Source organism: Bacteroides sp. Marseille-P8574, assembly GCF_902825465.1.
Taxonomy (GTDB): domain Bacteria; phylum Bacteroidota; class Bacteroidia; order Bacteroidales; family Bacteroidaceae; genus Bacteroides; species Bacteroides uniformis.
Map to the genome: position 1 here is coordinate 912,006 of NZ_CADEBE010000002.1, position 12,848 is coordinate 924,853.

A 12,848-nucleotide genomic window follows, 5' to 3' on the forward strand; every position below is an offset into this window, starting at 1 on the left:
CTGCCGGACCGATGTAATCAGAACAAGTAGATATATGCCAACGTGCTCACACTAATCACTATCCACAACAAGGTGCCTTGTATCAAGGGCTTGATGCCTACTGCCTTCAGTACATCACGTGACAGAGAGGCACCGATAAAGAACAGAGTGATAGTCAGCGTCTTGCGAGCCAAAGAATTGATACCCTCACCAATCATGGCACCCGTTTCGGTAGTGCCCAGCACATAAGTATTGAAAATCATAGCCAGCACAAAGAAGAAGATGAACCAGGGAATACTGATTTTCTGTCCCTTACTCTTAAAGATGAACGAAGTTACCAGAGCCAAAGGAATAATCCATAAGGCACGTGTCAGCTTTATAGTCGTTGCCACCTTCAGGGCCTCCTCGCCATATGCGGCACCTGCCCCCACTACCGAACTCGTATCATGTATGGCAATGGCCGCCCATGTGCCGAACTCATGCTGGCTCATGTTCAAAGCGTGGCCTATCATCGGAAAAACAAACAATGCAATGGCATTCAATATAAAGATGGTGCCCAATGCCACAGACATCTCGCTATCCTTTGCCTTCAATACCGGACCCACAGCCGCAATGGCACTGCCTCCGCAGATAGCCGTACCGGAGCTGATAAGATAAGAAGTGTCACGGTCCACTTTCAGGAACTTACGTCCTATGAGCCAGCCTATGAGCAATGTCCCCACTACAGAAATAATCGTGAACTCCATTCCCTCCTTGCCCGAAGCCAGGGAAGCCTGCAGATTCATTCCAAATCCTAACCCTACAACAGAGTATTGCAATAGATACTTTGAAGTCTTCTTATTGAACTTCGGATGTGCCTGCCCACACAGCAACGCAAAGGCCAACCCCAAGAACAACGCCAACGGCGGAGTGACCCATGCCGAATAGGCATGCATACCGGGCACATAATCCAACAGCAGAAAGAAGGAGAGGACAACCAGGAGAGATACATAAATAAATTTATTATTACTTTGAAGAAAAGGCATATTAATGCTTTTAGCCAAAACTCGATTTGAAGCCATACTGTTTACTTTACTATTATTACTAATGTTTATTCCTTAATTTTCCGGGTGCAAAGGTAGTTCTATTTTAGCACACCCGCCAATCGTTTCTACTTATAGACTATAACTTATTGTTATCGGGACATAAACATATAGTTCATAAAGGCTTGCGACAATCCTCCTTCCTGCCCTTGCAACTGGACAAAGCAGAAGTCGCGAAGCATGGGCATATCCTTTATCTCGACCACGCGGAAAGTGCCTGCCGCCAGTTCCTTGCAGATGGAACGGATAGACACGATTCCCATGCAATCGGAGTTTTCAAGAAAGAGCTTGATGCTTTCGGTACTACCCAGATACATCAGTACATGGAGTGAGGAAAGCTTGACGCCGTGCTTCTGGAGTGAGCGTTCTATCACGTCCAGCGTACCCGAACCGCGCTCACGGAGCACTAAAGGAATAGCGGGCAAATCCTGGGGAGTAATCTCTTCGGGCAACTGCAAACGGCTTTTGGAATGGACTACCGCTACCAGTTCATCCTCAAGAAAAGTAGTGTACTTCAGATTGGGAAGGCGGAAAACCCCTTCCACCAATCCCAAGTCAATGCGGTGTTCCTGCAAAGCGGCTTCTATTTCCCGGGAATTTCCATTGAGCAAGGACAAGTTGACCTGCGGAAACTTGCCGATAAAACTGCCCAGCAACGGAGGAAGCACATACTGCGCAATGGTAGTGCTGGCTCCCAACTTGAGTTCGCCAATATATTCGTTATGTAACAAGTGCATTTCATATTCCAGCCGTTTATAGTCCTCCAATATCCGTTCGCAATGCTCCAAAAGCAGCCGGCCTGACTCGGTCAAACTGATTTTACTTCCCTGCCGGTCGAAAAGCCTCGTCTGATAAGTGGCCTCCAGCTCCTGGATATGCTTAGTTATAGCCGGCTGACTTACAAACAACTCTTGCGAAGCCTTTGTAAAACTCAAGTTCTTGGCAACAGACTGGAACACTTTTAAACGGAAATCACTCATATACTTCTTATATCTTATAACTCGTCAGACTTGATGCCGAATGCATGCGCCAAAGAATAAAACACCGGCTCCAGGCGGCAATACACCGGGCTCAGAGGTTCCTCCGTGATGAAGTACACAGCTTTGCCCCGTTCTTCTTCACTCTTGTCTTTGAAGAAACCCGCCAGCTTCTCCTCCACTCCATTACCATATACCTGATGGAAAGGCAACAGCATCAAACACTTCACATCTGCAGAATCAAGTGCCAGGTTCATCAGGTCAAGAAACAACGCTTCGGTAGAGACTAAACCGGAAGAGGTGACGGAAGAAAATGTAAATTCGCCCAGCGGCGTACGGCATGCCTGGTGATTCAGTTTATTCACATCGGATGGTTCACAACACTTCAGCACGTCCGCTGCCGGAGTATGCACCAGCAACACTTCCACCTCATTTTCTTGTTCTCTCAAGCCGGCGTCCAATGCCAGATAGCTCAACCATGCCGGCAGGTCAACATCGGGTAGCTTCCGCCCCAACTTACCTTCCAAAAAGTTCTTTGCACCATATACCACTTCATTCAGAAATGCAACATCTATCAATATCACATTTGCCGGAAACTTTATCTTATCCTCCATTATCTTCTATTTTAATACGTAATTATACATAATGCTCCTCTGCAAGCGGAGCTCCGAAAACCTACCACACAGAAAGCACAAAACTTTGAAGCAGTAAAAGTACGACAAATTTATCAATAACTTGTATCATCCCAAGCAATTAATCTATATCTCCGAAGCGGAAAGAGAATATCCTTCCCCCGCAACACGGAAACCTTGGAGCTGGAACACGAAGACTTAGCTACTAAAACATATAGGCCCTCACTACATAAGATGTGCATCTCGTACTACATGAGATGTACACCTCGTACTACATGAGATGCACATCTCATGCATGACATCCTTATTTGCCCTTCTCTTTAACCAATAGAGTTTAATACGAAAAGGAACTTTGCTCCAACTTCTTATCTAAAGAAGTAGAAAGAAACAAAACGACTGATTTACAGACAATTTGTCATTTTACATGTTTTATATGCAGACAATTTGTCCGAAATGTGCCAATGGCAAATCTTTTGCGCCTTCCCAAGTGTTATGAAACTGATAAAATAGAAAGGAGAACAAAATATGAACTTTAACAACTTTACCATTAAAGCGCAAGAAGCAGTGCAGGAGGCTGTGAACCTGGTACAAAGCCGTGGACAGCAAGCCATCGAGCCCGTGCATGTGCTTCAAAGCGTGATGAAAGTAGGTGAAAATGTCACCAACTTCATCTTCCAGAAGCTGGGCATGAACGGTCAGCAGATAGCACTTGTACTGGACAAGCAAATTGATTCTCTGCCCAAGGTATCCGGCGGAGAGCCATACCTGAGCCGTGAAACGAACGAAGTGTTCCAGAAGGCCACCCAATATTCCAAGGAAATGGGTGATGAATTCGTCTCCCTGGAACCGGTACTGCTGGCTTTGCTGAATGTGAAAAGCACTGCATCCACCATTCTGAAAGATGCCGGGATGACGGAACGCGAACTGCGGGAAGCCATCAACGAACTGCGAAAAGGAGAAAAAGTAACTTCACAATCCAGCGAAGACACTTACCAGTCATTGGAAAAGTATGCCATCAATCTGAACGAAGCAGCCCGCAGCGGCAAACTGGATCCCGTCATCGGCCGTGACGAAGAGATACGGCGTGTCCTGCAGATTCTGAGTCGGCGTACCAAGAACAACCCGATTCTTATCGGTGAACCGGGTACCGGTAAAACAGCTATCGTAGAGGGACTTGCCCACCGTATCTTGCGTGGAGACGTCCCCGAGAACTTGAAGAACAAACAAGTCTACTCCCTGGATATGGGTGCACTGGTGGCTGGCGCCAAGTACAAAGGCGAATTTGAAGAACGTCTGAAGGCCGTTATCAACGAAGTGAAGAAGTCGGAAGGAGACATTATCCTCTTCATTGATGAAATCCATACCTTGGTGGGTGCCGGCAAGGGCGAAGGTGCCATGGATGCCGCCAATATCTTGAAACCCGCCTTGGCACGCGGTGAACTGAGGAGCATCGGGGCCACTACCCTCGATGAATATCAGAAGTATTTCGAAAAGGACAAAGCGTTGGAGCGCCGCTTCCAGATTGTCATGGTGAACGAACCGGACACGCTGAGCACCATCTCCATTCTGCGTGGTCTGAAGGAACGTTATGAGAACCATCACCACGTACGGATTAAGGACGATGCCATCATCGCCGCCGTAGAGTTGAGCAACCGTTACATCACCGACCGTTTCTTGCCGGACAAGGCTATCGACCTGATGGACGAAGCCGCCGCCAAGCTGCGTATGGAGGTCGATTCTGTACCGGAAGAGCTGGACGAGATTTCGCGTAAGATAAAGCAGCTGGAGATTGAACGTGAAGCCATCAAGCGCGAAAACGACAAGCCCAAACTGGAACAAATCGGCAAAGAACTTGCCGAGCTGAAAGAGCAGGAAAACTCGTACAAGGCGAAATGGCAAAGTGAAAAGACCCTTGTCAACAAAATCCAGCAGAATAAGGTGGAAATAGAGAACCTGAAGTTCGAGGCCGACAAGGCTGAACGGGAAGGCGACTATGGCCGGGTGGCCGAAATACGCTACGGCAAACTGCAAGCGCTGAACCAGGAGATTGAAGAAACGCAGCAAAAACTGCACGAGATGCAGGGCGACAAGGCCATGATTAAAGAGGAAGTGGACGCTGAAGACATCGCTGACGTAGTATCCCGCTGGACCGGCATACCGGTAAGCAAGATGCTGCAAAGCGAAAAGGACAAACTGTTGCATCTGGAGGCGGAACTGCACCAGCGGGTTATCGGGCAGGACGAAGCCATCGAGGCCGTATCCGATGCCGTACGACGCAGCCGTGCCGGACTGCAAGACCCGAAACGTCCTATCGGCTCATTCCTTTTCCTGGGAACCACCGGTGTAGGTAAGACGGAATTGGCAAAGGCGCTGGCGGAGTTCCTCTTTGACGACGAGACAATGATGACCCGTATCGACATGAGCGAGTATCAGGAGAAACACAGCGTTTCCCGTCTGGTTGGAGCGCCTCCGGGATATGTGGGCTACGATGAAGGTGGACAACTGACAGAAGCCGTAAGGCGGAAACCGTATTCTGTCGTCCTGTTCGACGAAATCGAGAAAGCGCATCCGGACGTATTCAACATCTTGCTGCAAGTGCTAGATGACGGACGTCTGACGGACAACAAAGGGCGTACGGTCAACTTCAAGAATACGATTATCATCATGACCTCCAACATGGGCAGTGGCTATATCCAAAGCCAGATGGAGAAACTAAACAGTAGCAATAAGGAGCAAATCGTAGAGGAAACCAAGAAGGAAGTGATGAATATGCTGAAAAAGACCATCCGTCCGGAATTCCTGAACCGTATCGACGAGACCATCATGTTCCTGCCGCTGACAGAGCCCGAAATCAAGCAGATTGTGGTGCTCCAAATCAAGAGTGTGCAGAAGATGCTTTCCGGTAACGGTGTGGAACTTGTTCTGACAAATGCCGCCATAGACTTCCTTGCCAATGCAGGGTATGACCCTGAATTCGGCGCCCGTCCGGTGAAACGTGCCATCCAGCACTATTTGCTGAACGACTTGTCGAAGAAGCTGCTGGCTCAGGAAGTAGACCGCAGCAAGCCTATTACAGTGGATGCCAATACCACTGACGACGGACTGGTTTTCAGAAATTAAAAGCAATCCGTATCCCCCAATAAAAGAGGCGATTCCCGACTATTGAGAATCGCCTCTTTTATTTTGTATTTCAATCCTTCTCCGATTACTCGGCCTTGCTTTCCTCCTTCGTTTCTGCCGCAGGAGTTTCTTCAAAATCCGTCATACCGCTTGCCACCAGCAAATTATACCAAACAATCAATTTCTTGATGTCGGACGGATATACGCGGTCGCGATCGAAGGTAGGCAATACCTCTGCCAGGTAAGCACGCAAATCGTCGGCAGTAGCCTTCTTTAAGTCCATCACTACGGCAGCGCCGTTTTCCTTTTTCTTCATGGAAAGAAGCACTTCCTTCAAAGGAACATCTTCCGTATCTGTATACATGGCGATATCGCCCAAAGAAGTAATCTTCTCATTACCATAGGCAGGAAAACGCTTCTTGTCTGCAAGCGACTCTACAATCAACATATTTTTTCCCTGAGAAACAAGCTTATACAATCCCGGTTTACCGGAAATGGACAAAATAGTCTTCAACATAATATATTCTGTTTTGATGATTAGTAGTTATTTTTTCGGGAGGCAAAGATAATGTAAGCCGAAGACAATACAAAATAAGCTTGCTTATTTTTATTGTTAAGAAGATGCCTATTTTCGTAACAGATAGTGCATTTTTTCAGATAGCGAACCGATTAGCTCTAAAACTTGCGGAATCAATGGAGTTTCGCCATCATTTACAATGACAAAATCTGCATATTTACGCTTTTCTTCGTCATCCATCTGGCTACGGATACGCTTTTCTATCAATTCGCGCGAGGAAGCATCCCGCCAGACGGCACGTGAAATACGCACCTCTTCGGGCGCATAGACCATAACAATAGCATCTACTTCACCTGCAAACCCCGCTTCAACCAAAATGGCCGATTCTATACCGACAATGGAAGAAGCGGCGCGACATTGTGTCCACCGCCTGAAATCCTCCTTTACACGAGGATGCACAATACCGTTGATTTTTTGGGCATGCTCCGGACTGCCAAAAAGATAAGACGCCAACAAAGGCTTGTTCAGTGTACCACCGGCATACACTTCCGCACCAAGCAAGGCAGACAATTCCTCGCGGATAAATGAATCGGATACCATCAGCTTTTTCGTTTCCAAGTCCGAGATATAGACGGGAACACCCAGCACTTCCAACAGTCTGGATACCATACTCTTTCCGCTACCGATACCACCGGTTATACCTATCTTAATCGCCATAATCAGGAGAAATTTGCTCTATCAAAAAATCCACCTGTGCCGGATTGAAGCGCACCTGGCTCACCCCTTTCGGCAGATTCTTGATCTTTACCGTATACTTGTCGGAACCCAGACGAAGCAGTTCCTCATAAGACACGTAAATATGAAAATCATCAGCGTTAATCTGCCTGAAATGACTCAGACCAACCTGAAACGTGACCTGCACCTTAGAAGGGAAAGCGCGCAGCACCTTGTCGGCAGGAAAGTTAACGCCACGCAACGGCACCTCCACTGTCTTTTCTGTATAAATATCCACCGGAAGCATCATCTCAATGGAAGAAGGCACAAACTTCACACCTTTCTGAACACGCAGGGGGATTTGCTGTCTCAAGGTATCCGATATATCTTCCAGCTTCACCGGTTGCGTATAGGCAACAGTAATCGTATCCAGCACGCCTTGCGGCGCATACACCAATACGGAATCGGGACTGAATATCGTATCCGAAAGATAATACTCACGTCCGGCACTCAGCGTGCCGCGCAGCTTCACCGGCACCAGTTTGGAGGCTCCCGTCGAATAGATGTACTCCAATGTATCCGGCTTCATGGAAAGCAGGCGGGTAGAAGCATTCAGCTGGTTCAGCACTTTCTTTTCAAACTGCGGGGGATATATCCTTACTTGATTATCCACACCCGTATAATCGGCATAATCGAGAATAACAGGATAGAAGCTCTTTCCCAACATATAGTTGAGCAGTACCGTTCCCTTATCCTTTACCTTGATGCGGAGTTCTGAAACAGGTTCAGAAGTAATCACCACATTATTGGGTACTCCCTTCAGCCGCACCGGTATAGAGAAGTCCGCCTCATAGTCGTTGTTCAAGGTCTGCAAGAGCCAGAAGCCACCGGCCACAAAGAAGAAAAACAAAAAAATGAAGAACTCTCTGCTTTTATCGCTAAGCAGAAAGTCCTTCACTTCTCTTGATATCTTCAGATATGTACGTTGTATGTTCCTACGTTCAAACATAGGCTCACATTTCTATTATTTAGATGCCTGACTGCTATTCGCATCAGCAGCTGCAGCAAAAATAGAATTCTTGTCTATACGAATCTTAACGTTGGAAGCGATTTCAAGCACCACATCATTGTCGTTGATTTCCTTGATAACACCATGGATGCCACCGGCTGTGATTACTTTCTGATTCACTTGAAGCGATTTACGGAAGTTTGCGATTTCCTTTTGCTTCTTGTTTTGAGGACGAATCATAAAGAAATACATAATAACGAACATGGCTATCAGCATAATCCACATCATGCTACCACCACCAGCAGGCCCTGCAACAGGAGCTTGCAGGAAGAATACAGTCATTAAGTTCATAAATACTCAGTTTTGGTTTCTATTATTAAACAAAGGTATTAGTTTTTCGTTAACTTACCTTCTTTTTTTAATTGATTAACTATTCCGTCCAATGTACCGTTCACGAAGCTGCCGCTTTTGACCGTGCTGTAAACTTTGGCAATATCGACATATTCGTTTAACGAAACACTCACCGGAATGTTCGGGAAACTCAATATTTCGGCCAATGCACACTGCATGATTACAACATCCATAAAGGCTACACGGTCCAAGTCCCAATTACGCGTATTCTCACTGATGAGATGACGGTAATAGTCACAGTTCAAGATGGCACGGCGGAACAAACGGCGTGCAAATTCCTGGTCTTCCTCATCCTTAAACTCTGGTAAAAGCTCCTGGTTGGCACCATTCTTCTCTTCGAAGCGCTTGATGGTTTTCAGCACGAAAGTATCCACAATCTCCTTGTCGTCGTTCCAGTAAAGGCTCTGGTCTTCGAGCACACTGTCCAAGGCTTCGTTGTTGAAAACAAAAGTCTTATACAGTTTTCTCCACAATTCACGATCATATTCGTAAGAATCGTCCGAAGAAGCCATATATTCCTTATATATATCTGATTCCACAATTTTCTCATACAATCCCTTGACGAAGTCTTCATCATTGGCCCACGTGCGCTTTTGGTTGGCGATGAATTCCGTCAATTGTTTGTTCACTTCCAACTGGGCTATAAACTTGTTTTCCACAAATTTCATGTTGGGATACAGCTCCTCGGCAGTGGGAGCCAGCTTAGCTTTTGCCGCATCAATACGTTTTTGTGCGTAGTTCGTCAAAGCTATCATCAGCATCAGCAGGTAGTTGTAGAGGTCGTATGCCTTTGAAAGGCTAAAGAATAATTCTTTCTCCGCTGAGTCTAAATTTTTACTGCCATTCTGATAATAAGCATATACAATCTGTATAATCTTAAGACGAATAAGAACTCTGTTGATCATAATTCTAAAGTAAATACTAGTGTTTTAACAAGGCGCAAAAGTAGGCATTTTTAATGAGTTTACATAAATAAATCACATTTTTTAATGCAGATATTGATTATCCGGTCTTTTTCTTTTGACAGTTTAAAAAAAATCGTCAATTTTGAGCCCGATAAAGAGCTAAAAGCTACGAGATACAAGTTTTAAGGTGATAATATCAAAATTGAGACCTATTATAATATGGAAGACTTTAAGAAGAAAAACGCAGCGGACATGAACGACAAGGAGATTGTATTCTCCCAATCCATCAAAGCAGGTAAGCGCATCTACTATTTAGACGTCAAGAAAAACAGAAAAGACGAAATGTTTCTCGCCATTACGGAAAGCAAGAAAATCGTGATGGGCGAGGGTGACGACTCGCAGGTAAGTTTCGAAAAGCACAAAATCTTTCTATACAAAGAAGATTTTGAAAAGTTCATGAACGGACTCCAGCAGGCCATCGGCTTCATCCAGGAGCAACAGGGTTTCCACACAAGACATACCGCTGACGACGAGGCTGAAACTCCCGAAACACACAAAGAAGAAGTACCACAAGAGGAAAAAGCTTGCCCCCTGGACGGAGAAATCAAAATAGACATTGAATTTTAAGTTATAACCTTTTGATAATTCAAAAAGAAGCTGTATTTTTGCACCGCTTTTTTGCAACATCGTGTGGTAAACCACATCGTGTGATGGTGAATTAAGCAAAAAATTTACTTAATTTAGAGTAACACAATTTTTTTAGAAATGAAATCAATTGAAGTAAAAGGAACTGCAAGAACTATTGCAGAACGTTCTTCGGAACAAGCAAGAGCTTTGAAAGCTATTCGTAAAAACAACGGTGTACCTTGCGTACTTTATGGTGCAGGTGAAAATGTTCACTTCACTGTACCTGCAGAAGGTCTGCGCAATTTGGTTTATACTCCACACATCTACGTAGTTGACTTGGTGATTGATGGCAAGAAAGTAAACGCTATCATGAAAGATATCCAATTCCACCCCGTAAAGGATACCATCCTACACGTTGACTTCTATCAAATTGACGAGGCTAAACCTATCGTTATGGAAGTTCCGGTACAGATGGAAGGTTTGGCAGAAGGTGTTAAGGCCGGTGGTAAGCTGGTACTCCAGATGCGTAAACTGAAAGTAAGAGCTTTGTATAACGTAATTCCTGAAAGACTGACTATCAACGTTACTCACTTGGGACTTGGTAAGACTGTTAAAGTTGGCGAATTGCAATACGAAGGATTGGAATTGCTGAATGCCAAAGAAGCTGTTGTATGCGCCGTTAAGCTGACTCGTGCTGCAAGAGGTGCCGCTGCTGCTGCAGGCAACTAATCAATTCTTTCCAAGAAAGACTAAATATTGGGGAACGCGGATTAACGCAGCCAACGCAGATTTCATACTGATTTCCGCGGAAAGTTGCGATAATCCGCGTTCTTTTTCTTACTGCTCTTTCTCCTCTGAAAGGAGAAAGAGAATAGACTTGAAGCACTGACAATGAAATATTTAATTGTAGGATTGGGCAATATCGGCCCCGAATATCACGAAACCCGTCACAACATCGGATTCATGGTAGTAGATACTCTGGCAAAAGCAGCAGGTGCCACTTTTACCGACGGACGTTATGGCTTCACCACAACGCTGTCAGTCAAGGGACGCCAACTATTACTACTGAAGCCTTCCACCTTCATGAACCTCAGCGGTAACGCCGTACGCTACTGGATGCAAAAGGAAAACATTCCATTGGAGAATGTGTTGGTAGTGGTAGATGACCTTGCACTGCCTTTCGGTACACTGCGCCTGAAAGGTAAGGGAAGCGATGCGGGACATAACGGCCTTAAGCATATTGCAGTAACGCTGGGCACCCAGAACTATGCACGCCTGCGTTTTGGAATCGGCAATGACTTTCCCCGTGGCGGACAGATTGACTATGTGCTGGGACATTTTACCGATGAAGATTGGAAAACAATGGGCGAGAGATTGGAAACAGCCGGAGAAATCATCAAAAGTTTCTGTCTGGCGGGAATAGATATCACCATGAATCAATATAACAAGAAATGAACGAAGCCAGAATTGACAAATGGATGTGGGCTGTACGCATCTTCAAAACACGTACCATAGCTGCCGAAGCCTGCAAAAAAGGGCGCATCAGCATCAATGGCGCACTGGCAAAGGCTGCCCGTACGGTGAAACCGGGAGACGTCATCCAAGTGCGCAAGCCCCCCGTCACCTATTCCTTCAAAGTACTGCAACCCATTGAAAAGCGTGTCGGCGCAAAGTTAGTAGCTGAAATGATGGAGAATGTAACGGCTCCGGAACAGTATGAACTGCTGGAAATGAGCCGTGTCAGCGGTTTCGTCAACCGTGCCAAAGGTAGTGGACGGCCAACGAAAAAAGACCGCCGGAGCCTGGAAGAATTTACAGAACCGGAATTTCTGGATGATTTCGACTTTGAATTCGATTTCGAGGAAGAGTAAAATAAGGGAAAGATTATGAGCGAGAGAATAATTAAATGGGGATTCATCGGTTGCGGAGAAGTGACCAAATACAAAAGCGGACCGGCATTTCAGAAAATAGAGAACTCCGAAGTTGTGGCCGTCATGAGTCGAAATGGTGACAAGGCCAAGACCTACGCCAAGGAAAGAGGGATTCCCAAATGGTACGACGATGCCCAGGAGCTGATTGACGACGAAGAGGTGAACGCCGTGTACATTGCCACTCCTCCTTCTTCACATGCTACGTACGCCATCATGTCCATGAAGGCAGGTAAACCGGTCTACATAGAGAAGCCGATGGCTGTTACCTACGAAGAGTGCTGCCGCATCAACCGCATTTCCAAAGAAACGGGTGTTCCATGTTTTGTTGCGTATTACCGCCGCTATCTGCCCTACTTCCTAAAGGTAAAGTCACTGGTAGAGGAAGGACATATTGGCAACATCATCAACATTCAAATCCGATTCGCCCAGCCTCCCCGCGACCTCGACCATAACAAGGAAAACCTACCGTGGCGCGTGCAACCGGATATTGCCGGTGGAGGATACTTCTATGACCTTGCACCCCACCAGATAGATTTGTTGCAGGAAATCTTCGGATGTATCCTTGAAGCCAGCGGCTACAAGAGCAACCGTGGCGGACTATATCCAGCCGAGGACACCCTAAGCGCATGTTTCCAGTTTGACAGCGGACTGGTGGGCAGCGGCTCCTGGTGTTTCGTCGCCCACGAATCTGCCCGCGAAGATCGTATAGAAATCATTGGAGACAAAGGCATGATTTGTTTCTCCGTGTTCACCTATGACCCCATTGCGCTGCACACAGAAAGAGGGCGTGAGGAAATCATTGTTGAAAATCCCACTTACGTCCAGCAACCGCTTATCCAGGCAGTGGTAGACCACCTGCTAGGCAAGTCAATCTGCAGCTGTGACGGTGAAAGCGCCACTCTTACCAACTGGGTAATGGACAAAATACTGAACAAACTCTGATT

14 protein-coding genes are annotated in these 12,848 nt (G+C 46.1%); 6 read left to right on the forward strand and 8 right to left on the reverse strand.

Features of this window, described 5'->3' with window-relative positions; translation table 11 throughout:
* Window positions 1-17 precede the first annotated feature (17 nt).
* From HUX74_RS16470 to HUX74_RS16480, 3 genes are all read right to left on the reverse strand, one after another.
* Window positions 18-1,040 (reverse strand): YeiH family protein, encoded by a 1,023-nt coding sequence (locus HUX74_RS16470; protein WP_009038126.1) that lies wholly within the window; start codon window positions 1,038-1,040, stop codon window positions 18-20.
* Window positions 1,041-1,153: 113 nt separating this feature from the next.
* On the reverse strand, window positions 1,154-2,041 hold the full coding sequence (locus HUX74_RS16475; protein ID WP_035448955.1) for a LysR family transcriptional regulator: 888 nt from the start codon (window positions 2,039-2,041) through the stop codon (window positions 1,154-1,156).
* A 14-nt stretch (window positions 2,042-2,055) separates the two neighbouring features.
* Complete coding sequence (locus tag HUX74_RS16480) at window positions 2,056-2,652, reverse strand: DUF6621 family protein (protein WP_055288528.1); 597 nt, start codon at window positions 2,650-2,652, stop codon at window positions 2,056-2,058.
* A gap of 543 nt (window positions 2,653-3,195) precedes the next feature.
* On the opposite strand from HUX74_RS16480, the gene clpB reads away from it, so the two are divergent.
* The gene (gene clpB / locus HUX74_RS16485; protein ID WP_005832699.1) at window positions 3,196-5,790 is read left to right on the forward strand and encodes an ATP-dependent chaperone ClpB; all 2,595 of its coding nucleotides are present in this window, start codon (window positions 3,196-3,198) and stop codon (window positions 5,788-5,790) included.
* Between the two features lie 85 nt (window positions 5,791-5,875).
* On the opposite strand, the gene HUX74_RS16490 is transcribed toward clpB, so the two are convergent.
* From HUX74_RS16490 to nusB, 5 genes are all read right to left on the reverse strand, one after another.
* Entirely contained in the window at window positions 5,876-6,307 is a 432-nt protein-coding gene (locus HUX74_RS16490; protein ID WP_005831788.1) for a DUF5606 domain-containing protein, read from the reverse strand.
* A gap of 108 nt (window positions 6,308-6,415) precedes the next feature.
* A complete protein-coding gene (gene coaE, locus HUX74_RS16495; protein WP_119961299.1) occupies window positions 6,416-7,024 on the reverse strand; it encodes a dephospho-CoA kinase in 609 nt (202 codons plus the stop codon).
* Window positions 7,014-8,030 carry a YbbR-like domain-containing protein gene (locus tag HUX74_RS16500; protein ID WP_119961300.1) on the reverse strand — a complete coding sequence of 339 codons (1,017 nt, stop codon included), beginning with the start codon at window positions 8,028-8,030 and terminating at the stop codon, window positions 7,014-7,016. Before HUX74_RS16500 ends, coaE begins: the two co-directional genes overlap by 11 nt.
* A gap of 15 nt (window positions 8,031-8,045) precedes the next feature.
* Window positions 8,046-8,381 (reverse strand): preprotein translocase subunit YajC, encoded by a 336-nt coding sequence (gene yajC, locus HUX74_RS16505; RefSeq protein ID WP_009038121.1) that lies wholly within the window; start codon window positions 8,379-8,381, stop codon window positions 8,046-8,048.
* A 38-nt stretch (window positions 8,382-8,419) separates the two neighbouring features.
* Window positions 8,420-9,346, reverse strand: coding sequence for a transcription antitermination factor NusB (gene nusB / locus HUX74_RS16510; protein ID WP_117601642.1), 927 nt, complete (start codon window positions 9,344-9,346; stop codon window positions 8,420-8,422).
* Between the two features lie 219 nt (window positions 9,347-9,565).
* Between nusB and HUX74_RS16515 the strand changes: the two genes are divergently transcribed.
* The 5 genes from HUX74_RS16515 to HUX74_RS16535 all read left to right on the forward strand — a co-directional run bounded on the left by HUX74_RS16515 (window position 9,566) and on the right by HUX74_RS16535 (window position 12,846).
* Complete coding sequence (locus HUX74_RS16515; RefSeq protein ID WP_117601643.1) at window positions 9,566-9,973, forward strand: PUR family DNA/RNA-binding protein; 408 nt, start codon at window positions 9,566-9,568, stop codon at window positions 9,971-9,973.
* A gap of 138 nt (window positions 9,974-10,111) precedes the next feature.
* The gene (locus HUX74_RS16520; protein ID WP_117601644.1) at window positions 10,112-10,702 is read left to right on the forward strand and encodes a 50S ribosomal protein L25/general stress protein Ctc; all 591 of its coding nucleotides are present in this window, start codon (window positions 10,112-10,114) and stop codon (window positions 10,700-10,702) included.
* Between the two features lie 162 nt (window positions 10,703-10,864).
* Complete coding sequence (gene pth, locus HUX74_RS16525; protein ID WP_117601645.1) at window positions 10,865-11,428, forward strand: aminoacyl-tRNA hydrolase; 564 nt, start codon at window positions 10,865-10,867, stop codon at window positions 11,426-11,428.
* Window positions 11,425-11,844: an RNA-binding S4 domain-containing protein gene (locus tag HUX74_RS16530; protein ID WP_174647037.1), complete on the forward strand. Its 420-nt coding sequence runs from the start codon at window positions 11,425-11,427 to the stop codon at window positions 11,842-11,844. Before pth ends, HUX74_RS16530 begins: the two co-directional genes overlap by 4 nt.
* 15 nt (window positions 11,845-11,859) lie before the next feature.
* On the forward strand, window positions 11,860-12,846 hold the full coding sequence (locus tag HUX74_RS16535; RefSeq protein ID WP_117601647.1) for a Gfo/Idh/MocA family protein: 987 nt from the start codon (window positions 11,860-11,862) through the stop codon (window positions 12,844-12,846).
* The last annotated feature ends 2 nt before the right edge of the window (window positions 12,847-12,848 follow it).

Bases quoted from the DNA above. Each gene is read 5' to 3' on its own strand.
- HUX74_RS16470 (WP_009038126.1), bottom strand. From the start codon at position 1,040: ATGGCTTCAAATCGAGTTTTGGCTAAAAGCATTAATATGCCTTTTCTT.
- HUX74_RS16475 (WP_035448955.1), bottom strand. From the start codon at position 2,041: ATGAGTGATTTCCGTTTAAAAGTGTTCCAGTCTGTTGCCAAGAACTTG.
- HUX74_RS16480 (WP_055288528.1), bottom strand. From the start codon at position 2,652: ATGGAGGATAAGATAAAGTTTCCGGCAAATGTGATATTGATAGATGTT.
- clpB (WP_005832699.1), top strand. From the start codon at position 3,196: ATGAACTTTAACAACTTTACCATTAAAGCGCAAGAAGCAGTGCAGGAG.
- HUX74_RS16490 (WP_005831788.1), bottom strand. From the start codon at position 6,307: ATGTTGAAGACTATTTTGTCCATTTCCGGTAAACCGGGATTGTATAAG.
- coaE (WP_119961299.1), bottom strand. From the start codon at position 7,024: ATGGCGATTAAGATAGGTATAACCGGTGGTATCGGTAGCGGAAAGAGT.
- HUX74_RS16500 (WP_119961300.1), bottom strand. From the start codon at position 8,030: ATGTTTGAACGTAGGAACATACAACGTACATATCTGAAGATATCAAGA.
- yajC (WP_009038121.1), bottom strand. From the start codon at position 8,381: ATGAACTTAATGACTGTATTCTTCCTGCAAGCTCCTGTTGCAGGGCCT.
- nusB (WP_117601642.1), bottom strand. From the start codon at position 9,346: ATGATCAACAGAGTTCTTATTCGTCTTAAGATTATACAGATTGTATAT.
- HUX74_RS16515 (WP_117601643.1), top strand. From the start codon at position 9,566: ATGGAAGACTTTAAGAAGAAAAACGCAGCGGACATGAACGACAAGGAG.
- HUX74_RS16520 (WP_117601644.1), top strand. From the start codon at position 10,112: ATGAAATCAATTGAAGTAAAAGGAACTGCAAGAACTATTGCAGAACGT.
- pth (WP_117601645.1), top strand. From the start codon at position 10,865: ATGAAATATTTAATTGTAGGATTGGGCAATATCGGCCCCGAATATCAC.
- HUX74_RS16530 (WP_174647037.1), top strand. From the start codon at position 11,425: ATGAACGAAGCCAGAATTGACAAATGGATGTGGGCTGTACGCATCTTC.
- HUX74_RS16535 (WP_117601647.1), top strand. From the start codon at position 11,860: ATGAGCGAGAGAATAATTAAATGGGGATTCATCGGTTGCGGAGAAGTG.